The 23,739-nt window shown below is 49.2% G+C and carries 21 protein-coding genes; 20 read left to right on the top strand and 1 reads right to left on the bottom strand.

Translation table 11 applies throughout. The features are described from left to right. The first annotated feature begins 257 nt into the window (after nucleotides 1-257). The 8 genes from ACQY6I_RS14070 (at nucleotide 258) to ACQY6I_RS14035 (ending at nucleotide 10,881) form a co-directional block, all read left to right on the top strand. Nucleotides 258-965 carry a TetR/AcrR family transcriptional regulator gene (locus ACQY6I_RS14070; RefSeq protein WP_428242126.1) on the top strand — a complete coding sequence of 236 codons (708 nt, stop codon included), beginning with the start codon at nucleotides 258-260 and terminating at the stop codon, nucleotides 963-965. After that, on the top strand, nucleotides 959-1,783 hold the full coding sequence (locus tag ACQY6I_RS14065; RefSeq protein WP_428242125.1) for a 23S rRNA (adenine(2030)-N(6))-methyltransferase RlmJ: 825 nt from the start codon (nucleotides 959-961) through the stop codon (nucleotides 1,781-1,783). The genes ACQY6I_RS14070 and ACQY6I_RS14065 overlap by 7 nt, the downstream gene beginning before the upstream one ends. A 398-nt stretch (nucleotides 1,784-2,181) precedes the next feature. After that, nucleotides 2,182-2,664, top strand: a complete 483-nt coding sequence (locus ACQY6I_RS14060) for an ankyrin repeat domain-containing protein (protein ID WP_428242124.1) — start codon at nucleotides 2,182-2,184, stop codon at nucleotides 2,662-2,664. A 347-nt stretch (nucleotides 2,665-3,011) separates the two neighbouring features. Next, nucleotides 3,012-3,632 carry a hypothetical protein gene (locus tag ACQY6I_RS14055; RefSeq protein ID WP_428242123.1) on the top strand — a complete coding sequence of 207 codons (621 nt, stop codon included), beginning with the start codon at nucleotides 3,012-3,014 and terminating at the stop codon, nucleotides 3,630-3,632. Between the two features lie 230 nt (nucleotides 3,633-3,862). Continuing rightward, on the top strand, nucleotides 3,863-4,474 hold the full coding sequence (locus tag ACQY6I_RS14050) for a DNA-3-methyladenine glycosylase I (protein WP_428242122.1): 612 nt from the start codon (nucleotides 3,863-3,865) through the stop codon (nucleotides 4,472-4,474). Nucleotides 4,475-4,660: 186 nt separating this feature from the next. Continuing rightward, nucleotides 4,661-8,092, top strand: a complete 3,432-nt coding sequence (locus ACQY6I_RS14045; protein WP_428242121.1) for an ATP-binding protein — start codon at nucleotides 4,661-4,663, stop codon at nucleotides 8,090-8,092. A 3-nt stretch (nucleotides 8,093-8,095) separates the two neighbouring features. Beyond that, complete coding sequence (locus ACQY6I_RS14040; RefSeq protein WP_428242120.1) at nucleotides 8,096-9,013, top strand: response regulator transcription factor; 918 nt, start codon at nucleotides 8,096-8,098, stop codon at nucleotides 9,011-9,013. A 293-nt stretch (nucleotides 9,014-9,306) separates the two neighbouring features. After that, nucleotides 9,307-10,881: a hypothetical protein gene (locus ACQY6I_RS14035; RefSeq protein ID WP_428242119.1), complete on the top strand. Its 1,575-nt coding sequence runs from the start codon at nucleotides 9,307-9,309 to the stop codon at nucleotides 10,879-10,881. Between the two features lie 49 nt (nucleotides 10,882-10,930). Here ACQY6I_RS14035 and ACQY6I_RS14030 read toward each other — a convergent pair whose 3' ends face one another. Beyond that, the gene (locus ACQY6I_RS14030; protein WP_428242118.1) at nucleotides 10,931-11,485 is read right to left on the bottom strand and encodes a DedA family protein; all 555 of its coding nucleotides are present in this window, start codon (nucleotides 11,483-11,485) and stop codon (nucleotides 10,931-10,933) included. Nucleotides 11,486-11,804: 319 nt separating this feature from the next. On the opposite strand from ACQY6I_RS14030, the gene ACQY6I_RS14025 reads away from it, so the two are divergent. From ACQY6I_RS14025 to ACQY6I_RS13970, 12 genes are all read left to right on the top strand, one after another. Further along, a complete protein-coding gene (locus tag ACQY6I_RS14025) occupies nucleotides 11,805-13,400 on the top strand; it encodes a hypothetical protein (RefSeq protein WP_428242117.1) in 1,596 nt (531 codons plus the stop codon). A 332-nt stretch (nucleotides 13,401-13,732) separates the two neighbouring features. Beyond that, complete coding sequence (gene urtA / locus ACQY6I_RS14020; protein ID WP_428242116.1) at nucleotides 13,733-15,025, top strand: urea ABC transporter substrate-binding protein; 1,293 nt, start codon at nucleotides 13,733-13,735, stop codon at nucleotides 15,023-15,025. Between the two features lie 113 nt (nucleotides 15,026-15,138). Further along, complete coding sequence (gene urtB / locus ACQY6I_RS14015) at nucleotides 15,139-16,728, top strand: urea ABC transporter permease subunit UrtB (protein ID WP_428242402.1); 1,590 nt, start codon at nucleotides 15,139-15,141, stop codon at nucleotides 16,726-16,728. Further along, on the top strand, nucleotides 16,725-17,867 hold the full coding sequence (urtC, locus tag ACQY6I_RS14010; protein WP_428242115.1) for an urea ABC transporter permease subunit UrtC: 1,143 nt from the start codon (nucleotides 16,725-16,727) through the stop codon (nucleotides 17,865-17,867). Before urtB ends, urtC begins: the two co-directional genes overlap by 4 nt. Beyond that, on the top strand, nucleotides 17,864-18,676 hold the full coding sequence (gene urtD / locus ACQY6I_RS14005; RefSeq protein WP_428242114.1) for an urea ABC transporter ATP-binding protein UrtD: 813 nt from the start codon (nucleotides 17,864-17,866) through the stop codon (nucleotides 18,674-18,676). Before urtC ends, urtD begins: the two co-directional genes overlap by 4 nt. Further along, nucleotides 18,673-19,368: an urea ABC transporter ATP-binding subunit UrtE gene (gene urtE / locus ACQY6I_RS14000; RefSeq protein WP_428242113.1), complete on the top strand. Its 696-nt coding sequence runs from the start codon at nucleotides 18,673-18,675 to the stop codon at nucleotides 19,366-19,368. The genes urtD and urtE overlap by 4 nt, the downstream gene beginning before the upstream one ends. Nucleotides 19,369-19,376: 8 nt before the next feature. Next, nucleotides 19,377-20,255, top strand: coding sequence for an urease accessory protein UreD (locus tag ACQY6I_RS13995; protein ID WP_428242112.1), 879 nt, complete (start codon nucleotides 19,377-19,379; stop codon nucleotides 20,253-20,255). Nucleotides 20,256-20,271: 16 nt separating this feature from the next. Next, a complete protein-coding gene (locus tag ACQY6I_RS13990) occupies nucleotides 20,272-20,574 on the top strand; it encodes an urease subunit gamma (protein WP_428242111.1) in 303 nt (100 codons plus the stop codon). Nucleotides 20,575-20,583: 9 nt separating this feature from the next. Beyond that, nucleotides 20,584-20,907: an urease subunit beta gene (locus tag ACQY6I_RS13985; RefSeq protein WP_428242110.1), complete on the top strand. Its 324-nt coding sequence runs from the start codon at nucleotides 20,584-20,586 to the stop codon at nucleotides 20,905-20,907. Further along, nucleotides 20,904-22,613: an urease subunit alpha gene (ureC, locus tag ACQY6I_RS13980; protein WP_428242109.1), complete on the top strand. Its 1,710-nt coding sequence runs from the start codon at nucleotides 20,904-20,906 to the stop codon at nucleotides 22,611-22,613. Before ACQY6I_RS13985 ends, ureC begins: the two co-directional genes overlap by 4 nt. Nucleotides 22,614-22,623: 10 nt before the next feature. Then, complete coding sequence (locus ACQY6I_RS13975) at nucleotides 22,624-23,067, top strand: urease accessory protein UreE (RefSeq protein WP_428242108.1); 444 nt, start codon at nucleotides 22,624-22,626, stop codon at nucleotides 23,065-23,067. Further along, nucleotides 23,048-23,731, top strand: a complete 684-nt coding sequence (locus tag ACQY6I_RS13970; RefSeq protein WP_428242107.1) for an urease accessory protein UreF — start codon at nucleotides 23,048-23,050, stop codon at nucleotides 23,729-23,731. Before ACQY6I_RS13975 ends, ACQY6I_RS13970 begins: the two co-directional genes overlap by 20 nt. Nucleotides 23,732-23,739: the final 8 nt, after the last annotated feature.

Below are 23,739 nucleotides of genomic sequence, written 5' to 3'. Positions count from 1 at the left end.
ACGGAATCACTGAGCATCAAACTGTTTTCACGCTGAAGGCTTACTCATAAACATCGGATCATCTGCAAACCGGGTTCAGTACCTGGGAATGTATACCAGTCACCGACCTGACCTGCATCGTGTTACCAGAGTTGCCTGGAGAATGGCCTGATCAGCGGATAACCAGGGACAGCTTTGGATGATTCCCTTTTTGGAATTATTGTCACAATGACCATCAAGAGCGCAGGCATCATACCTCTGAGGTGGATAAGAAACCTATGATAAAAAAGCAAGATGGGGTTGCACTAAACGCAAACACAAAAAGTAAGAAAGACAGCCGGATCCGGCGTCAGAATATAGAGGCCATCATCCGTGCCGCAGAAGATGAATTTGTATCTCACGGCTACAAAGGCGCGACGATACAGGCAGTTGCGGATAAGGCCGGATTGCCGAAAGCCAATGTGCTGTACTATTTCAAACGGAAAGCAGATCTCTACTATGAAGTACTGGCTGGTATTCTTGATCTTTGGAATTCATCCTTCGACCACGTGACTGCGGATGATGATCCAGCCGAAGCCATTGCCAATTATATCCGGTCCAAAATGGAGCTTTCCCGCCTTTATCCAAAAGCTTCTAAAATTTATGCCAGCGAGATCATTCACGGTGCTCCATATTTGTCCCAATATTTAAAACAGACCCATGCTGACTGGACCAATCAGCGGGCAAAGGTGATCCAGAACTGGATTGATCAGGGACGAATGAAAGCCATCGATCCTCACCACCTGTTGTTTCTGATTTGGGGGGCGACACAGCATTATGCAGATTTTTCAGCCCAGACCAGCAAAGTACTGGGACATGAGATGGATCAGACAGAATTTGAACTGGCGACCGAGATGATGATTGAAATTATCCTGTCGGGATGCGGCATCGAAACCAGTCACGTTTTGAATAACACACTGATTAAAAAACGGGAGCCCGAGTGTTAAGTTATCGACATTCCTTTCATGCTGGAAATCATGCCGACATTCTCAAACATCTGACGTTGTATCTGGTTGCCGAGTATCTGACCCAAAAAGACAAGCCGCTGGTTTATATTGATACGCATGCCGGTGCGGGTATGTATCAGCTGAACCAGACACATTCGCAGCAGAACAAAGAATACCTCACCGGTATTCAGAAGCTGTACGATGCAGAAACTCTGCCGCCGATGATCAGTGATTTTGTGGCTCTGATACGGTCGGTGAATGATCAGCATGAGTACTTGTATCCCGGTTCGCCTATGATTGCGCAGGCGATGCTCACGTCGGGTCAGCGGATGATGCTCCACGAACTGCATCCAACCGATCTGCATCAGCTAAAACAACTGATGCAAGGTGACCGGCGCACCCGTGTATTTGGTGCAGATGGTTATCAGGGGCTGATTTCCATCGTGCCCCCAAAAGAACGGCGGGCGCTGGTTCTTATAGATCCGCCCTATGAGATCAAGCGGGACTATGATCTGGTGTGCAGTACACTGGAAAAAGCCTGTAAGCGTTTTAACAGTGGAGTTTATCTACTTTGGTATCCAATTGTTGATCGTCAGCGCGTCGATGTATTGCATGAAAAAATTAGCCATATGGGCGTGCCTGGACTCTGCGCCGAATTGAGTATTGAAGCTGATCAATCCGGCTATGGTATGACCGGTAGTGGCATGATTATACTTAACCCGCCATATGTACTAGAGCAACAATTGCAGACCCTGCTTCCCTGGTTGGCATCCACCCTTGCGCAGACATCCGGATCATGGCAGTTGAAAGCATTTTGATGGCTGACATTGTTTGGTGGCGAGTGCCATGACTGGCACCTAAACCTGTAAAAAGCCTCTGAAAAATGGCCTGTTGTTACGCAGGATATTGTTAACAGCACCCTCGCAAATCCTCATTTACGCCCGTAAACTGCAGTTTTCCGAGTGGTGCTTCCTCGCCTGCATCAAAACTATTCCTATTCTTCAGAGACCCCTTTGAAAAAATAGAAACTGATGTTCAGTTTTTTAAAATGTACTGAACGGTGGTAATCATCCATACTTTTGGGTGTATTCCGATATATCTGCCTGGCGTTCAGATTTAGGGAGAAAATTATCATCCAGTTATTTACAACCATGCTGGCAGGAACCATGAAAGAAAACTTTACCTGCCTGCTGTGATAGCGCGCAAAGGTCATGTTATGAAATATATAATACTCAGCGTCGTATTGTTAGCCAGTGGATTGATCCGGGCAGAAGGGCTGATGTCAGACGAAATGCAGACAATGTTTAATGCTGACCAGAAGTTACAGCAGTATTTTTTCATTGCGGCTCGTGACAACGATGTGGAAATGCTTTGGACATTTATTGATTACGGATATCCGATCAATGATGTCGATAAGGAGGGCCATACCGCACTAATGATTGCGGTGTATTACGGTAGTGAGGAAGCAGTTCAGGTTTTGCTGGATGCCGGCTCAGATCCAAATATCCGTGATGTGCATGGCCATAATGCGTTTAAGGCTGCGATTTCCCGCGGAGATCTCGGAGTTGCATATAAACTGCTGGGATATGGTTGTACCAATACCCAAGAAGAGGATGACAAGATCTACGCAGGTATTTTTGCCCGTGAAGAACTGCTTCAGGAACTTAACCGACAGCAGGCGACTCATCTGATTCGATAATCAAAAGCTTCTCTGAATCATTGGCAATGTGAGTTATTATTCAGAGGGTTGTTTATGGCCGGTTGTCGGCCGTTTTTCGGCCGTTTTTCGTTGTACGCTGTCGACCACACTGCTTGTTACTGCGTTGATCTCGACCATTTCTCATAAAGGGTCAGAGCTCTGAATTTGTGTTATCTCCCGTACAAGCCACGCCTCAAGAGACAGCCTTTCTGAATCATTACGCACATTGTCCAGTGACGTGTCAGGTTCTGAGAATCTGGCCATTGAAAGATTCCGATTTATGCATACTATTGCTGTCAATAAAAAAGATAACAGAACAATTGGATTTCTTTTCGAGCAGTCTGCTAATGAACAATAAAGTTTTGGATGTTTTAAATGTCATCAAAGATCTGGAACACGATATCTTGGCCTCTTGCAAATATTCGGTAGATGAGGATACACAAACGTTTGAGTTCTCATTTAGCCAGTCTGCAGTTGATCATTACAGCCGTACAAAACAACACAGTATCGTTTTAACAATTTTCACTCTGCTATTAATTTTGGTGTGTTATTTCATCTTAAACTTGAGGAGCTTTGGTTTGTTCTCGGTGTTGGTAGCCACTTTTATATGTTTGGGCATAATATCACTGCTTTCGGTGGGTTTCGCATATGAAGCCTCACGAAAGATCGCGATTAATCTGAATACCAAAACGATTTCTATTAATTCTAAGCCTATTCAACCAACCAAATTAAAAGGCATTGTTTTACGAAGAAACTATCGTAATAAGCGGTTTACATTCGTAATACCAGGAGAGCCTTTACCTGACGAATTTCTTCATAGCATTGGGGTTTATGTTCGATACGACTATATGAGTTTGGCACCGCTACTGGCTTTTTCCACCACGCCATCCGCCGAGCGGTTTTATTGCAGCATCAATCAGGCTCTGTATCCTGATAAGGTAATAGACATCAAATATACCTCTTTGTAGTGACTGACACCTGTTGATGTAACGCCTTGATTCAGAAATGGACATGAACCAATCAATTTTTATCGTGTTAATGGTGACAATGGCCCGCAATCATAGTCAGACATAGTTTTAAAAGCCGTGTTTTTTCGGGTCTGTTTTGTCACAATGACCTGATGAGGGGGGGCAGGATGAGTGTATCAAGTCTGAGAAGTGTGCTCCTGACGTCAGCCAATTCTGATGAGTCAAATATTATGAGTGAATTGTTTATCGGGCCGGATGGCCACAAACGTTGTCGTTGGTGCAGTGCCGCACCAGATGAATTTCTGCCATATCATGATCAGGAATGGGGATTTCCCGTTGCGGATGATCAGCGGTTGTTTGAGAAATTGTGCCTGGAGAGTTTTCAGTCAGGACTGAGTTGGCGAACAATCCTTGCAAAACGGGAAAATTTCCGTCGGGCCTTCTCCGGGTTTGACTTTAATAAAGTGGCCCACTTTACGGAAAAAGACATTGATCGATTGTTGCAGGATAAAGGCATAGTCCGTCATCGTGGAAAAATCGAAGCTGTTATCAATAATGCCCAGTGTGCGCGGCAAATGGCCCAGCAGGAAGGATCACTGGCGGCCTTTTTCTGGCGCCATGAACCCGAAGAGAATGATCTGCCTGAGTCACAGTCAGTGTCTCAATCTCCTGAGTCTGAGGCGTTGTCAAAGACTCTGAAAAAAATGGGCTGGAAGTTTGTTGGCCCGACAACTGTTTATTCGTTTATGCAAGCCATGGGATTGATCAACGATCATGCTAGAGGTTGTTTAAGCCGGGCACTCGTCGATCAGGCACGGAAAAAATTCATCCGTCCGACGTAATATCGGATTCAACAAACGGTTTGCCGAAATCCATCCAAGTTCATACCGCTGGAATGGCACAAACACTGCTGTAAGGTCATATCTCTGATCAAGGAGGCGCTTGAGGGATGGTCGCCTCATCGGTGTGCGTTCTTCCCATGGGCTTGGAGGCTGGTATGCACTAATTTGGTGATATGGCAACCATTGATGACTACTGAAAAACACTCTCTACCTTCACAAAAAATTCTGAAAGTACGACGTCACTATAATCAGTGGGTCGCCAATCAGACTCTGGAAGATTTTGCCCTTCGTTTCACCGCTCGTAAAGGTCGGCACATGAGTATCGAACGGGTGGGTAGCACCGCGTTGGGTGCTACTGCGTTTCTGGCGCTTGAAGGTATTGCTGCTACGGTCACCCTGAATTACGGATTTATCAACACTGTGATAGCCATGGTAGTGGTCTGTCTGCTGTTTTTCATCACCGGCTTTCCGATTACCTATTATTCGGCCAAACATGGTCTGGATATCGATCTGTTGACCCGTGGGGCGGGGTTTGGTTATCTGGGGTCGACAATCACATCGCTGATCTATGCCTCTTTCACCTTTATCTTTTTTGCCATTGAGGCCGCCATACTTGCCTCTGCACTACAGGCGTTGTTCGGTATTCCATTGGCCGTCGGTTATTTTCTCTGCGCGGTGGCGGTGATTCCCATCGTAATAAAAGGCATTTCGGCAATCAGTCGGTTTCAGATTGGTACTCAGGGATTGTGGCTGGCATTGCAATGTTCCGCGCTATTGGTCACGGTGATATACGATTGGAACAGTCTGGATGACTGGGCTGCTTATGCACCAGTGCAGACTGCTGGCAGTGATCATTTCGATATTCTGCTGTTCGGGGCAGCGGCTTCAGTATTTTTTGCCATGGTTGCACAGATAGGTGAGCAGGTGGATTATCTACGATTCATGCCAACCAAAACCCGGCAGAACCGCAGGCGCTGGTGGTTCTGGTTAATCCTGGCCGGTCCCGGCTGGGTATTGGTGGGTATGATAAAAATGTTGCTGGGATCATTTTTGGCTTATCTGGCTGTAAACCAGGGAGCAACATTGGCCGAAGCCACCGATCCAACCCGCATGTATCAGCAGGTTTTTGGATATCTGATCCACTCCGAATACGGTGCACTGGCAATGGCGGCGCTGATGGTGATCATTTCACAATTGAAGATCAACTTGACCAATGCCTACGCCGGCTCAATCGCCTGGTCCAATTTTTTTTCCCGTCTGACTCATAGCCATCCTGGTCGGGTCGTTTGGCTGGTATTCAACGTTGCGTTGTCACTGCTGTTGATGGAGCTGGGTATGTATCGGGCATTGGAAGCTATTCTGGGCGTGTTTGCCATTGTTGCGGTCAGCTGGTTGGGATCACTGTCTGCAGACCTGTTGATCAACAAACCCCTCGGGCTGAGTCCGGCGATGGTCGAGTTCAAGCGAGCGCACTTATACGATATTAATCCTGTTGGGACTGGCTCGATGTTCCTGGCAACTCTGATCGGCATGATTTGCTACCTCGGAGTTTTTGGTGAGGTTGCTAAGCAGTTATGTCATTTTGTCAGTCTCGGAGTGTGCTTTATCTGTGTTCCATTAATCGCCTGGTTGACACAAGGGCGCTACTATCTGGCGCGTCAGTCTCCGGAGTTGATAGCGATTATCGGATCAACAGCATCGCATGACGAATCCGATACCGGCAGTGTTATCACCTGTGGTATCTGTCAGAACGAATTTGAATCTGAAGACATGAGTTTTTGTTCCGTCTATGCGCAACCCATCTGTTCGTTATGTTGCTCTTTGGATGTTCGTTGTTTGGATAACTGCAAACCGCACGCACGGATCTCCCATCAAATAGTGGATTTTCTGGAGCTGTTTTTGCCGCCAACCGCAGTACGATGGCTAAACTCCCGGTTAGGGCGTTTTGGCGGTTTGCTAATCGTCGTAAACCTGCTGAACATTTCTGTACTAGCCGTCATTTACCGACACATGCAGCCCGATACTCCTCAGGCCGCAGAGTTACTACAGCAAATGATCTGGATATTGTTTGTGGTGATGATGATCGTGACCGGTGTCGTCAGCTGGCTGTTTTTATTGGCTCATGAAAGTCGTCTCGTTGCCCAGCAGGAGTCCAATCGCCAGACCCGAAAACTTACCCGTGAAGTTCAGGCCCATGAAAAAACAGATCGCGCTCTGCAGCAGGCCAAGGAGCTGGCAGAGCAGGCTAACCTGGCGAAAAGCCGCTACCTGACCGGTATTAGCCATGAATTGCGAACACCGTTACAGTCTATTCTGGGATACGCGCAATTATTGGCTGACAAGAAAGATACTCCACCGGGGCATGAGCAGGGGCTTAAAATCATTCAACGCAGTGGTCGTTACCTGGCAGACTTGATTGAAGGCCTGTTGGATATCTCCAAAATTGAGGCTGGACGGCTGGAACTGAATATGTCGCAGGTGGCACTGCCGGAGCTGATAGAACAGCTGGAGCATATGTTTGCGATGCAGGCAAACAGTAAACATATCAGTTTTGTCTGCCGGGTTCATAACCCACTGCCATCCGTGGTTAAAACCGATGAAAAACGTCTCCGCCAGATTCTAATCAATCTGTTATCCAATGCTATCAAATACACCACTTACGGGCAGGTTACATTCGATATCCACTACCGAAATCAGGTAGCGGAATTTGCCATTACTGACAGCGGCCCTGGTATTTCGCTGGAACAGCAGCAGCGAATATTTGAGCCGTTCGAGCGTATACGGAATATAGAAACCCCTAATATTCCGGGTACCGGACTGGGTTTGACCATAGTAAAACTGCTGACCGATATCATGGGTGGGGATATCCAGCTTGACAGTGAACCCGGTAGGGGCAGCTGCTTTAAGGTCAGCTTGATGCTGCCGTGGATCAATGTCCAGACAGTGGAACCGGTGCGGCGTGTTATTAAGGGTTATCTTGGTCGGCGACAATGCATCTGTCTGGTGGATGATGATCCGGTTGTGCGAGGCTTTTTGTCTGATTTGTTGATGCCTTTCGGTTTTACCATCCTGGAGGCACACAATGCCGGTACTTGTTTAACCATGCTGGAGCAGTTGATTCCGGATTTGTTTATTCTCGATGTTTCTATGCCAGTTATCGATGGACTGGAGCTGGCTGGCATACTTCGCAATAATGGTGTTGAGGCGCCCATCATTATGTTATCCGCCAACGCCAGGATACCTTCGGTACTTGAAACCGGTAATCATCTCTATAATGCCTATCTGGTTAAACCCGTCGGGACCACAGAACTGCTGGACAAAATTGCCGGGTGTCTGGCATTGGAGTGGATATACCAAACCGGAATCGAGGAGAAAATTTCCGCCACCGCCACCGCCACCGCCACCGCCACCGCCACCGTTCCTGACGGGATAGTGATTCCGGATAGTGAACTGATCCGCCAGCTTAGGTCCTACGCTGAGATGGGTTACCCAAGGGGGGTCAATCAGGTCTTGGCCGAAATGGCTGAAAATGAGCTTGTTCCTGTCGAATTACAACGTCGCCTGGAGCAATTGAGTGCGCATTTTCAGTTTGAACAGCTGATCAGAATTCTGGAGTAATGTATGAATGAAGTTACCCGTAATGATGTTGTGCTGGTCGTTGACGACTCTGCTGATGCCCTGAGTCTGATCAACGACGCGCTCGAACCTCTAAATATGGACATTTTGGTGGCATTGGAGGGCAGGCAGGCCATCAAAATAGCACAACGAATCAAACCGGATATCATTCTGATGGACGCTGTTATGCCGAATATGGATGGCTTTGAGACCTGTCGTCAATTGAAATCGGATGCGTCATTGGCATCGGTTCCAGTATTGTTTATGACCGGTCTTTCAGACACCGATGACATTGTCAAAGGGCTCGAATGCGGTGGTGTTGATTATCTTGTAAAACCTATTGAACCCAACGAATTGATTGCCCGTATGAAAGTGCATCTTAACAATGCACGACTGACCAACAGCGCCCATCACGCTCTGGACAGCACCGGTCAGCACCTGTTAACAGCTACCACCCAGGGACAAATCCATTGGGCGACTCCTGAATCTTATGCATTGCTGGCTAAAGCCGCCATCACCGAATCCCGGCAACAGCAGGAGTTTTCCGGACAACTAAGGAACTGGCTGGAACATGAGCCACAAGTTGGTTTGCAATTATCTGTGCAGAGGATAGATTACCCATTACTGGTACGCATAATTGGCCGCCAGAGTAACGGATTGTGGCTGTTAAAACTGTTGGATGGCAAGCGTCCTGGGGGAGCTGAACTGTTGAAGAAAACCCTTAACCTGACTCTTCGGGAAGCAGAAGTGTTGTACTGGATTGCGAACGGTAAGACTAATCGGGAGACCGGTGAAATTCTGACCATTAGCCCTCGTACTGTCAATAAACATCTGGAACAGATTTTTCCCAAACTTGGAGTGGAAAATCGTACATCTGCCGCAGGTGTGGCATGGCGGTTATTGGCGGCAGAAGGTGATGCATAAATAAGGGTTAGAACATCCATGCATATCGGGGTCATGATAACTTTCAATTTGTTTATTGAACTTGTCGGAAAAATTAACACTGTTCGTAAAAATTTGTCTTTTTTATAGCGGTTTCCAAGCAAACCAATTATCAGGGATTTACTTTTTCGCTTGATCAGCTTTATAGTTCAGTTCGCAAGATGTCGAGGAATTATGCTTTCTGGTTTGCAATTGGCCAATTTCAGGTTTCGAAGTCGAAGGATGGCTTAAAATAATTATTGATACATCCGATTTGCTAAGGAAGGAGAGTAATCATGAAACGCGTCTTGTCAAAGACCCCAATCACCCGTATTCACCTTATTGCTATCTGTGCAGTTACATCTGCGTTCACAGTATCCACTGCACAAGCCGTCAATGCTGCTGATGTCGACCTGGACGACGATGGTCTGATTGAGATTGAAACGCTCGCAGAACTGGATCAAATGCGCTATAACCTGAATGGAACCGGTTTTACGGATGCCAGTGGTAGCACCAATGACACTGGTTGCCCAAGCACCGGCTGTAAAGGCTATGAGTTGGCTAACGACCTGGATTTTGATACCGATGCTGACGGTGTATTACACGACGAAACCGGCTTTTGGAACTTAGGTGAAGGCTGGATCCCCATCGGTACTGACAGCGCCCCATTCGGCGCTAATTTCGACGGTAATAGTTATTCCATTAAGAATCTATATATCAATCGTCCCTATGAAAATGATGTCGGTTTTTTTGGGGTGGTAAAAGGCAGTGCCAAAATAAAAAGCGTCCATTTTAACGGTGCCTTGACTTCCATAACCGGTGCTGACCGGGTAGGTGGATTATTAGGACGTATACAGCTAACCAGTTATACCACGGTGTTGATTGATGACTGCTCTGTGAGCGGTTCTGTTCAGGGTGAAAAATACGTTGGTGGACTGCTTGGCCGGGTAAGTGCGTCGATGGACGGCTATGTCGATATTGGTGATAGTTATACCAATGCTGTTGTTAACGGGGAGAACTATGTTGGCGGAGTTATTGGCTACGCTGACGTTGCCGCGCTGGGAGCAATTGGCGTGTATAACAGCTATGCCCAGGGGCAGTCCAGCGGAGATATTTATGTTGGCGGGCTGGTAGGCAAAATTCAGTATAAGAACTATAGCGGAAGTATTATCGTTTCCGGTAATTCAGCAGATACCAGTGTGTCTGGAGATGATTATATTGGTGGCGCAGTAGGTGCGACTGATGGTTATGGTTTTGAGAGTTCCCTGACTCTTGAAAAAACCCAGGCCAATGGCGATGTATCTGCGCTCAATGGCAACGTTGGTGGGCTGGTTGGAAAAGTTTTTGCCGATAACGAAACCATTACCAAGGTATCCAAAGTTTCTGCCACAGGCAGTGTTGATGGAGCCTATAATGTCGGTGGATTGATAGGCTACACACATGCCAAAGACTGGGTCAATCTTGTCGTTCGTGATTCATATGCTCAGGGTGGTGTGGTTGGATTGGCTCAGGTTGGTGGATTGATTGGTTTCGCTTATGCCGAGGGCGAGGTTGCGTACATTAATATTTCCAAAACATACTCCAGTGGAACGGTATCTGGTGTCGCCAGTACCGGAGGTCTGATTGGTTTGAGTCAGGACAGTTATGATCCCAACGATATGTATACCAATCAGGTTAATGTTTCTAAAAGTTACTGGGACAACAGTACAACCGGGCAACTAGTCAGTTCGGGGGGTACTGGTCTAAGTACCGCTGAAATGCAGTGCCCACAGACACCGGGAGACAGCAATTGCGCCACCGCTGTTTATAGTGGTTGGAGCACCAGTACCTGGGATTTTGGTTCTGACGAAGCGTACCCAACGTTAAAGTAGAGCCTTGTTATAAGGGCAGCCGCAGTATGTTCTGTGGCTGCCAGGGAAATTAACGGCTGCGGCGTTTCAGTTGCCAGTGAATCAGTAATCCACCTATAAAAACGGCAATGACAATGATCAAGATGATCTCTTCATATTTTTTCAGATCGCCCATTAAGCCTTCAGCCAGATGCCCGAAACTGTAACCGACCAGGGTAATTGTTATCGACCAGACCAGCGCTCCCAGGAAGTTCAATAACGAGTACTTAAGATAGGACACCCTCGATAACCCGAGAGCAATCGGTGTAATGGTTCGGATGCCGTATATAAAGCGAAAACCCACTATAAGCCAGTTTTCATGTTTCTGAATCAATCTGAATACTTTTTCCAATTTTGATTGCATGGAGGGTGATTTAATCAGTGAACGACCTTTTTTTCGCCCCAGGTAGAAGTAAAACTGGTCACCGGCAAATGACCCAATTAGGGCAACTGTCATAACCCACGGAAGAGACAGATATCCCTGATGAGCCATCAGTCCGCCAATGACTAAAATTGCTTCCCCTTCGAGAAAGGTTCCCAGCAACAAGGCCAGGTAGCCGTAATGAGTGACCAGGTTTTCCAACATATGCAGTACTGCTCTATAGGATGTAATTGGGATTGGTGAATTATAAATAATGGTAGCCGGAAAAGAATGAAAGCATGATGAAAATCATGGTGGTTATGATAGTGACCGACATAGGCAACGAAGATATTTGGCAGATGTGAGTGTCGGGTAATAAGATAATCCACTGGTAATTAATCGAACTTTAACACTAATGGAGGAATAAAAATAAAAGAGTTACAGAATACTATTTGGTTTTTTAACCAGCCAAATTCAGAAAATGCAGTCGAAGGATGGCTCAAACAGCTCGTATTTAATCATAAATAAAGCAAGGAAAGTAAACATGAAATCTACTCTGATAAATATTCTCATAAAACAATTACCTGGGATGGCTGTGTTGTTAAGTTCTTTGCTGTTGGCCCCCCTGACCGAAGCAGTTAATCTTGCTGATGTGGATATCAATGACAACGGCCTGATCGAGATCTCCACGATCGAAGAGCTTAATCAGATTCGTTACAATCTCATTGGCAGTAGCTTCATAGATGCTGATGGTAATAGTATCGATAACGGTTGTCCGGTCTCAGGTTGTATTGGCTATGAGCTGGTCAGTGATCTCGACTTTGGTAGCAACGGCGCTGGCCTACTATATGGCGAAGGGGACTTCTGGAATGACGGTTATGGCTGGGAGCCCATCGGTAGCGAACTCGATCCATTTGCCGCAGTGTTTAATGGTAATGGTCATACCATCAGTAATCTGTTTATCGATCGCGTGGAAGAAGATCACGTTGGTTTGTTTGGTGTGATCAGCAGTCAGCCATACAAGGGAGCAGGCGTTATTAACCTGGAACTGCAGCGAGTCATTGTGTTTGGCAATAATAAAGTGGGTGGAATTGTCGGGGCTATTGAAAACGCCTATGAAAATGAAGACGTAACTCTGTCAGGGTGTACGGTCAATGGTGTGGTTTCTGGTGAAACGTATGTGGGAGGATTGGTAGGGTATCTCCTTGCCAGCTCGGGCGCACAGGTACAGTTATTTAACAACGTCTCGAAGATTTTGGTTATAGGAGCAGATTACACCGGAGGGATGGTGGGCTATAGCGGTGCTGGTACTGGTTCTGTTGATGCTCAGACAAGGGTGAATCTGACAGATAATCACGTCACTGGCCAGGCGAGTGGAAATTCAAAAGTGGGTGGCCTAGTAGGTAATCTGGCCAGCGATAATAGTGGTGGTCCGGGTATCAGCTCTGCGGTCCATCTGGCAGAGAGTCAGGCAGACGTTATCATTAGCGGAGACACTGATGTTGGTGGTCTGGTCGGCAGAGCCATTGGTAATGGTTTTGAAAACACTTTGACAATTTCGAGTAGCAAGGCAAACGGTATAGTGATCGGCAGAGAGGAGAACGCCGGTGGTCTCATTGGCCAATTGGAAGCGGGTGATTATGCCTATGTTGGAGTGTCTTCTGTATCTGCAAGGGGATACACCCAAGGTCAGCAAACGGTGGGCGGTCTCATTGGTTACGCAGTATCTGGATATGCCGGGATGTCGATTAGTGATGCTTATGCCCGGGCGGGTGTCCACGGTAACGACCAGGTTGGAGGGTTGATCGGTGTTACAAAGCTGTACAGTTATGAGGCTTATTTTGATATTTCCAATACATACGCAACCGGTCCGGTAATTGGGCAGACCAATATCGGTGGATTGGTTGGTGAAGCCCTGGACGGTGAACTTTCCTGGGAACAGGTAAATGTTACCGGCAGTTACTGGGATACCAATACCACAGGTCTGAAAAAAAGTGCCAAAGGAGAAGGGGCTACTAGTGCTGAGCTGAAGTGCCCGAAAAAAAGCGGTGACAATCGTTGTGAATTGCCAATATATAAGGGGTGGAGTAGCAAAGTCTGGGACTTCGGTTCTGAAAATGATTATCCAACCTTGAAATAATCAATTTTCATGTAAAAAAGCAGCCCGATGGCTGCTTTTTTTTGCTTAATCGACCGACAGTTAACCCTGTTGATACGGCTGGTGAAGTAAAATGAATACAACCCCTAAGCCCCTGTCACAATACTTCTATAGGCTCGTACATGGCATTCGTACTGTACACGGCCTGAAACGAGGATTACTCATTTTCAACATCTCACTAATACGTCAAATGACGTAGGTTTATGAGTCAATCAGCGCATACCTAAACGATGCTTCCCACTGAATAATGCTCTGGAACGCTTTGTTTCATTGTTGTCTTACGCATTAACCAAATTCTGGGGGAACCGGGAATCATGAAACCTGTTAAATTATTGAAAGGGCTGGCACTCGGTGTGACGGCTGGTTTGTTGACCATGAGTGCATTGGCGGCTGATACCATTAAAGTAGGCGTATTGCATTCGCTGTCGGGAACAATGGCCATTAGTGAAACCACTTTGAAAGACACCGTTCTGATGATGGTGGACGAGCAAAACAAAAAAGGCGGGCTGTTGGGTAAAAAACTGGAAGCCGTAGTGGTTGATCCAGCCTCCAATTGGCCGTTGTTTGCGGAAAAAACCCGGGAATTATTGACCAAGGACCAAGTTGACGTCATTTTTGGCTGCTGGACATCCGTTTCCCGCAAATCTGTTCTGCCCGTGATCGAGGAGCTGAACGGACTACTGTTTTATCCGGTGCAGTATGAAGGCGAAGAGTCCTCCAAAAATGTGTTTTACACCGGTGCTGCACCGAACCAACAAGCTATTCCCGCAGTGGATTACCTGATGAACGATCTCGGCGTCAAACGCTGGGTACTGGCAGGAACCGATTACGTGTATCCACGCACGACCAACAAAATTCTGGAAGCCTACCTCAAAGCCAAAGGCGTCGCAGATACCGATATCATGATCAACTACACCCCTTTTGGGCACTCTGACTGGCAGTCCATCGTTTCTGATATCAAAAAGTTCGGTAACGAAGGCAAAAAGACTGCAGTGGTTTCCACGATCAATGGTGATGCCAACGTACCTTTCTATAAAGAACTCGGTAACCAGGGCGTTTCTGCGGAAGATATTCCCGTTGTCGCATTTTCTGTTGGGGAGGAGGAGTTGTCCGGTATTGATACCACACCACTGGTTGGCCACCTGGCTGCCTGGAACTATTTTGAAAGTGTGGACACACCCGAAAACCAGGCATTCATCAAACAGTGGCATCAGTTTATTCACAATGACGCCAGAGTCACCAATGACCCGATGGAAGCCACCTATATCGGTTTCAATATGTGGGTGAAAGCCGTTGAGAAAGCTGGCAGCACCGATGTCGATAACGTTGAGCAGGCCATGATTGGTATACAGACGCCCAATCTGACTGGCGGCATGGCGGTCATGAACAAAAATCACCATTTGAGCAAACCGGTATTAATCGGTGAAATACAGGATGACGGCCAGTTTGAAGTGGTCTGGGAAACCGATGGTCTGGTGGCTGGCGATGCCTGGTCAGACTTTTTGCCCGGTTCGAAAGATCTGATTTCTGACTGGACTGCTCCCATCAAGTGCGGCAATTACAACACCCAGACAAAAACCTGCTCCGGGCAAAACTACGGCTCATAAGATAGGTATCTGAACCGGTGGTCCATGGTTGTGTGGATCGCCGGTATTCGTCACTGCCGTAATTATTAATCCATTTAAATATCAATACGCTGGAGTGTAGGGTGAAAAAACTAATGTTTTTTTGTGTCCTGTGTATCTGTCAGGCATGGCCGGCTTGGGCGCAGAACCAACAGACCGCTGTTGACCGGTTACTGCAGCAACTGACAGAAGCACGCTTAAAAGATATGGCACCTATTCTTGAACAGCTGGAAGTCGAAGGCGGAGAAGTATTATTGCCGTTATTTCGTACCATGCTGGCGGGTGACCTCTATTACCGGAAGTCTGACCATAGGCTGGTTTCGGTGACTCCCGTTAATGGGGCCAATCAATATCGAGAAATGCTCACCGGCCGCAGCATCGATTCGTTATCTAAGCAACAAATTAAAAAAGTCAGAGTAAATAACACTCTGCGCGGTCAGCTACGACAGATCATTGCCCGGTTGCAACTCAATGCCCGTCAACCGGATCTGCGTTACAGCGCGGTTCGGTCACTGTTGTCCGAATTGGATCGCGACACCATTGCCACTATTCGCTCACTGTATCCGAGCGAGCAGGACCAACAGGTTAAAGCGATCATGACGACTGCTATCGCCTTATATAATGCTGAATCCGCTCAGGATGATAATGACAGAGTGGCGGCCATTGGTCAGCTTGGCAACAGTCTTGAAGCCGATGTTCGCAACGCTTTGAACCGATTGGCCAAGGATGATACCAAGCCAAACGTCCAGATCGCGGCAAAACGGGCGGTGGCTAATATCGAGCAACGCGTGGCCTGGTATGGTCGGTTGGATCAGCTGTTTTTTGGTCTCAGTCTCGGGTCGGTGCTATTGCTGGCGGCCATCGGGCTGGCCATCACATTTGGGGTCATGGGGGTGATCAACATGGCGCACGGCGAAATGATAATGCTGGGGGCTTACACCACCTATGTCGTACAACTGCTGATGCCCAATGCCATTGACTATTCACTATGGGTCGCTGTGCCGGCTGCTTTTTTGGTATCGGGTATGACCGGTATATTGATCGAACGAGGCATTATTCGATTTTTGCATGGTCGGCCGCTAGAAACCTTATTGGCGACCTTTGGGGTTAGTCTGATTTTGCAGCAGCTGGTACGGACGGTTTTTTCACCCTTGAATCGGCAAGTGTCCACACCCTCATGGATGAGTGGTTCAATCGAACTCAATCCGGTGTTATCCCTGACCCTGAACCGGCTATACATCTTCGTATTTGCATTGCTGGTGTTTGCTTTACTGTTGCTGATTCTGAAAAAAACCTCATTGGGTCTGAATGTCCGGGCTGTGTCACAGAATCGCGATATGGCCAGGGCCATGGGTGTGCATACCGAGCGGGTGGACGCCCTGACGTTTGGCTTGGGCTCTGGTATCGCTGGCATTGCGGGTGTGGCCCTGAGCCAGTTGACCAATGTTGGTCCCAACCTGGGACAGAGTTACATCATTGATTCCTTCATGGTGGTGGTGTTTGGTGGTGTGGGCAATTTGTTAGGTACATTGGTTGCGGCGTTTACGCTTGGAATTGCCAATAAATTTCTGGAGCCGGTCACCGGTGCGGTACTCGCAAGTATTCTGGTATTGGTATTCATCATTTTGTTTATCCAGAAACGGCCGAAGGGATTGTTTCCGCAAAAAGGGAGGGCTGCTGAATGAGTCGGTTCAGTTTATGGCGTCAGCATGAAGCCAGGGCCACTGCGACCTGGCCGGTTGTTGTGGCGGTATTTGCTATGGCACTGCTGGCAGCGCTGGGAAATCTGTTGTTGCCGGAATCTTCAGCACTGCATGTGAGTACCTACACCGTTACATTACTTGGTAAATATCTGTGCTATGCCATGCTGGCACTGGCTGTTGATGTGGTCTGGGGTTACTGCGGTATCCTGAGTCTTGGTCATGGTGTCTTTTTTGCCCTTGGCGGTTATGCCATGGGCATGTATCTGATGCGTCAGATCGGTGACCGTGGTGTTTATGGCAATGCCCTGTTGCCGGATTTCATGGTATTTCTGAACTGGAAGGAGCTGCCATGGTACTGGCTTGGCATGGATCACTTCTGGTTTGCACTGTTGATGGTGATGCTGATACCGGGTGGTCTGGCGTTTCTGTTTGGCTGGCTGGCGTTTCGTTCCCGGGTGACGGGTGTCTATCTGTCCATCATGACCCAGGCGTTGACGTATGCCTTTATGCTGAGTTTTTTTCGCAACGAAATGGGGTTTGGCGGTAATAACGGTCTGACTGATTTTAAGGATCTCCTCGGTTTCAACTTACAAGCCGATACCACGCGCGTGGTGTTGCTACTGCTGTCTGCGGTGTTATTGATCATCGCTCTGTGGTTGAGTCAGGCAATTCTGCGTTCACGTTTTGGCAAGGTCATCATCGCCATCCGTGATGGTGAGGCCAGGGCCCGGTTTCTCGGATACCAGACCGAACGTTACAAGGTCTGGCTGTTCGTGTATTCCGCTGTGGTTGCGGCTGTGGCCGGTGCTTTGTATGTGCCTCAGGTTGGCATCATTAATCCTGGTGAGTTTGCACCTATCAATTCCATTGAGATCGTAATCTGGGTAGCCGTTGGTGGTCGCGGTACGTTGGTCGGTGCAGTTATCGGCGCGTTGTTGATCAACTACGCCAAGACCCGTTTTACCGCATTGCTGCCCGATGCCTGGTTATTTGCCCTGGGTGGTCTGTTTGTTCTGGTGACACTGTTTCTACCCAAAGGTCTGGTCGGACTCACAGCACAACTCCGCGCCACCACCGGAAAGTTGTCGTCTTATTCACTTGGTCAGAGGTCAGAGCCATGAGTATATTGCGACGGGATCAGGTTTGGCCGTTTTTGGCACCCCGGCAGATTAATGTTGATGTTTCCCATCAGGTCATTCTCTACATTGAAGATTTGAGCGTCAGCTTCGATGGCTTTAAAGCCCTGAACAATCTGAACCTGTATATCAACGATGGGGAGCTGCGCTGTCTGATCGGTGCCAACGGCGCTGGCAAGACCACACTGATGGATGTTATGACCGGTAAAACCCGCTGTGACAGTGGTTCGGTCTGGTTTGGCCAGACCCATAATCTACTGGAAAAGCGCGAGGCGGATATTGCCCGGCTCGGCATTGGTCGAAAGTTTCAAAAGCCTACCGTGTTTGAGGCACATACCGTGTCTGACAACCTTGAGCTGGCGCTGAACACTCATAAAGGCATTTTGCCGGCATTGGTGGCGCACTTGTCAGCCAGACAACGAGAACGCATCGATGAGGTGATGGAAATCATCGGCCTGCAGCAACACCGACATATGCTGGCTGGGGCACTGTCTCATGGCCAGAAGCAGTGGCTGGAAATCGGCATGCTGCTGGTGGCAGAACCACGGTTATTGCTGATCGATGAGCCGGTTGCCGGCATGACCGCGCAGGAAACCGACCGTACCGCCGAACTACTGACCTCGCTGGCTGGTCAGCACACGGTCGTGGTAGTCGAGCATGATATGGAATTTGTCCGTAGCATCGCCCGAACTGTGACCGTTTTGCATCAGGGCTCGGTATTGGCCGAAGGCAGCATGGATGAGGTGCAGAATAATCCGGATGTCATCGATGTTTATCTTGGAGAAAGTGCATGATCGAACTTAAACAGGTGACCCAGCACTATGGTGGCAGTCAGATTCTGTGGGGGGTTGATCTCACTATTACGCAGGGATCGTGTGCCTGCATCATGGGGCGCAATGGGGTTGGCAAAACCACACTGCTGAAGTGTCTGATGGGGTTACTGCCGGTCAGCGGTGGAGAAATTCGTGTCAATGATCAGCCGTTACATCATCGCCCGGCAGAAAAAAGAGCACCAGCAGGCATTGGTTATGTCCCACAGGGACGGGAAATCTTCCCCCTGCTGACAGTGGAAGAAAATCTACGCATCGGCTTGCCAATACGCAAAGACAAACGGAAACACATTCCCGAACGGATTTTCGAATTGTTTCCCGTGCTGGCAGATATGCTGCATCGCCGTGGTGGTGATCTTTCCGGTGGTCAGCAGCAACAACTGGCCATCGGCCGGGCGCTGGTCATTGAACCATCGGTATTGATACTCGATGAACCGAATGAAGGAATCCAGCCCAACATCGTGCAACAGATCGGCGATGTCATTTTGCGGCTGAATGAAGAAGATGGCCTGACAGTTATTCTGGTGGAACAGAAACTGGGTTTTGCCCGTCGTGTTGGCAAGCAATTTCACCTCATGGAAAAGGGACGCATTGTCGCCAGTGACCACATGGAAAACCTGAGCGACGAACTGATACGCCAGCATCTGGCGGTATAGGAGGGTGCTTGAATCAACGTATTGAGGTATCGCCTATATCCACGACTGGCCGTTGGGAAGCGGATATTCGCCTGCAGCTGACGGCCACCGGGCGCGGTACCCGTTTGCTCCGAAACGAACATCGCGGTCCGCTGTATGTGCAAAAACCTTTCTATCCGGAAGGACAGGAGTGCGCCCATATCTATTTACTACATCCACCTGGTGGCCTGGTATCCGGCGATCGATTGCATGTTTATGTTGCTCTTGATACTGAGGCTCAGGCATTGCTGACCACGCCGGGTGCTGGCCGGGTCTATCGCGCTCGTGATGATGCCTCCCTGCAGCGGCAGCATATATCCGTCCAGGTAGCGGACGGTGCCATCCTGGAATGGTTGCCGTTGGAAACCATCTTATTCCCGGCGGCACGGGTACATTTAAATACCGAAGTCCATCTTCAAGCCGGTGCTCGTTGTTTGCTGTGGGACATCATCAGCTTTGGTTTGCCAGCTAATAAACAATCCTTTGACAGCGGTGAACTGGATCAGCGTTTGCGTATTTATCAGTCTTCCAGGCTGGTCATTAATGAACGTCTACTGATCAATGATCAGACCTTGCCTCTGTTGGACGCCAATGTCGGATTTCGTGGCGCGCCAGTATATGCACTGATGCTGGCCGGACCTTTTGCGGACGATATCGATGATGCCGTTATGCAGCAACTGCGACATTGCTGCACTCAAATAAATGATGCGGATTTGGCCGCCATTAGCCGCTGTGGCGATTTTCTCAGTATTCGATTTTGCGGCTGGAGTACCGAAAGGGCGCGCCGGCTGCTGACCCAACTATGGTGTCATATCCGGCCGCTATTGACCGGTCGTGACGCCTGTATGCCCAGAATTTGGGCAACCTGACTTGATGAGGTGTTGAATGGAACTACTTCCCAGAGAGAAAGACAAGCTATTGGTATTCACTGCCGCGTTACTGGCCGAACGGCGACTGAAGCGCGGCTTGAAACTCAACTACCCCGAAGCGGTGGCGTATCTGACCATGGAGATTGTTGAAGGAGCCCGCGATGGCCGCACGGTGGCCGAGCTTATGGGTTATGGCAAGACACTGCTGACAGCGGATCAGGTTATGGAAGGGGTCGCGGAGATGATTGCAGAGGTGCAGGTCGAGGCCACGTTCGCTGATGGCACCAAGCTCGTTACCGTCCATGAACCGATTGTTTGAGGAGATCATATGATTCCGGGTGAAATACAGACGAGAGGCGATGACATTGTTCTGAATGAACAACGCCAGACCGTCACGGTGTATGTCGAAAATACGGCTGACCGGCCGATCCAGGTCGGTTCCCATTACCACTTTTATGAAACCAATCCAGGACTGCGTTTTGAGCGCGACCGGACCCGTGGTTTCCACTTGAATATTCCGTCTGGCACGGCAGTTCGTTTTGAACCTGGGCAGGGGCGTGAAGTGGAGTTGGTGCCCTATGCCGGCAGCCGCAGAGTATTTGGTTTCCGCGCACAGATTATGGGTGCACTTGACGGTGGAGCATCGTCATGAGCCGAACCATAGACAGACAAAGTTATGCACAAATGTTCGGGCCAACCGTCGGCGATCGGATGCGCTTGGCCGATACCGGGTTATGGATAGAAATCGAAAAGGATTTTACTCACTACGGCGACGAAGTGAAATTCGGTGGCGGTAAGGTGATTCGTGATGGTATGGGGCAAAGCCAGCGATTGGATGATGACACCATGGATCTAGTCATCACCAACGCCGTTATTATTGATCACTGGGGCATCGTTAAGGCTGATGTTGGTATCAAACAGGGGCGTATTGCTGGCATCGGCAAAGCCGGTAATCCGGATATTCAGGACGCGGTGGACCTGATCATTGGTCCCGGTACCGAAGTGGTGGCCGGTGAGGGGTCGATCCTGACGGCTGGGGCGGTGGATGCCCATATTCACTTTATTTGCCCTCAACAAGTGGAAGAGGCATTAATGTCCGGGGTGACCACCATGATTGGTGGTGGTACTGGTCCGGCTACGGGCACCAATGCAACCACCTGTACCCCCGGACCCTGGTATCTTGGCAAAATGATGCAGGCCACCGATGATCTGCCCATGAATTTTGGCTTCCTCGGTAAAGGCAACGCCAGTTTGCCGGACGCTTTGGTTGCGCAGTTGCAGGCTGGGGCCTGCGGTTTGAAACTGCATGAAGACTGGGGGACCACGCCGGCCTCCATCGATAATTGTCTGAGTGTGGCCGAACAATATGATGTGCAGGTAGCGATACATACTGACACTCTGAATGAGTCCGGTTTTGTGGATGATACGCTTGCCGCATTTAAGCAGCGGGTCATTCATACCTATCACACTGAAGGCGCCGGCGGTGGTCATGCGCCGGACATTATCCGTGCCTGTGCTCATGCCAATGTTTTGCCCTCCTCCACCAATCCCACCCGACCCTACACCGGCAATACCGTGGATGAACATCTCGACATGCTGATGGTCTGTCATCATCTCGACAGCAGTATTCCGGAAGATGTCGCATTTGCCGATTCGCGTATACGCAAGGAAACCATTGCCGCTGAAGACATTCTTCATGATCGTGGTGCGTTCAGTATGATTGCTTCGGATTCACAGGCCATGGGACGGGTTGGTGAGGTAATCACCCGGACCTGGCAGACTGCCCATAAAATGAAGAGTCAGTTCGGCCTGCTGCCTGAGGATCAGACCCTGGGAGCGGATAATTTCCGGGTTAGACGCTATATCGCCAAATACACCATCAACCCGGCCATTACCCATGGTATTGCTCATGAAGTAGGTTCCATTGAGGTCGGTAAACTTGCTGATCTGGTGCTCTGGAAGCCAGCGTTTTTCGGCATTAAACCATCACTGATCATCAAAGGCGGCATGATCGCGGCGGCTCCGATGGGGGATCCCAATGCCTCCATTCCTACTCCGCAACCGGTTCACTATCGCATGATGTTTGGTGGCTTTGGTGCAGCGTCAGCGGCCACATCCGTTACTTTTGTCGCGGCAGCTGCCATGCAAAATAACCTTGCTCAGGCGCTTGGTCTGCGCCGTTCGCTGGTCGCCTGTCGTGGTACCCGCAACCTGAGTAAACAGGATATGCGCCTGAATGATTGGTTGCCGGATATCAGTGTGGACCCGCAAACCTATGAAGTGAGGGCCGATGGTGAACTACTGACCTGTGAACCGGCCACCGAGCTGCCACTGGCGCAGCGATACTGTCTGTTTTGAGGAATTCATCATGTTGGAAATACACGAACGATTAGGACTGCACTGCCATGAACCGGTAACGGCGACCGTGATACTGACGCATGAACAACGGCACAAAAACCGTCAGCGCCTGCACACCGAGGGTGGCGAAGAAGTACATCTGATCATGCAGGAACGCGGGCGTCCGTTATTGGTTGGAGAATATCTGAAAAGTCGTTGTGGTCGCATTGTGCAGATTCAAGGAGCTGAAGAAACCCTTGTCCGGGCAACGTGCGAAGACTGGGGCACCTTTGCCAGAGCCTGCTATCACCTGGGTAATCGTCATGTCAAAGTACAGGTGGGAGAGCGCTGGCTGCGCATGCCCCCCGATCATGTGCTCGAAGCCATGCTGATACAACAAGGGTTGCAGGTGTGTCGCGAACGTGCGGTATTCATGCCGGAAAACGGAGCCTACCATGGCCATCACGCTCACTGATACCGGGCTGTTGCGACTGTTGCGACTGTTGCAACTGAATAGTGCCGGCCTGCCGGTAGGCGCATTTGCTTTTTCCCAGGGGCTGGAAAGCGCGGTGGAACTGGGCTGGATTGGTAATCAGAACGATACCCGCGAGTGGTTGTCGCAACAGCTCGCATATGCCCTTCCAGCGTTGGAGCTGCCGGTATTGCGGCTGGCCATGGAAGCTGCACAACGGTCTGATCTGAAAGCCTGGCAACAGACCGGCGAGTTGTTACTGGCCAGTCGTGAGAGCGCTGAACTGCGGCTCATGGATACCGCGACCGGCGAAGCGCTGGTACGCTTGTTGAAACAATTACAGATTCCCTTGCCGGACACATGCGAGACAGTCACATTTATCACCCTCTATGCCTGGGTGGCGGTGTACTGGCAGATTGACTGGCCGACAGCGGCGCTCGGGATGAGCTGGTCCTGGCTGGAAAACCAAGTGGTTGCTGCCACCAAACTGGTGCCGCTTGGGCAGTCCCAGGCGCAGCAACTGCTGCTGCAACTGCAACCGTTGATCGCCGCCGCAGTGACACAATCAGAACAGATATCAGCGACAGAAATAGGATCATCCTTGCCAGCCCTGGCCATTGCCAGCGCCCGGCACGAAGTGCAATACAGCCGTTTATTTCGATCATAGGAAGCAAG

This window comes from Gynuella sp., from assembly GCF_050297175.1.
In the GTDB taxonomy this organism is placed as follows: domain Bacteria; phylum Pseudomonadota; class Gammaproteobacteria; order Pseudomonadales; family Natronospirillaceae; genus Gynuella.
The sequence above is the reverse complement of the archived record's forward strand: the minus strand, read 5'-3'. Positions and strand labels throughout refer to the sequence as shown.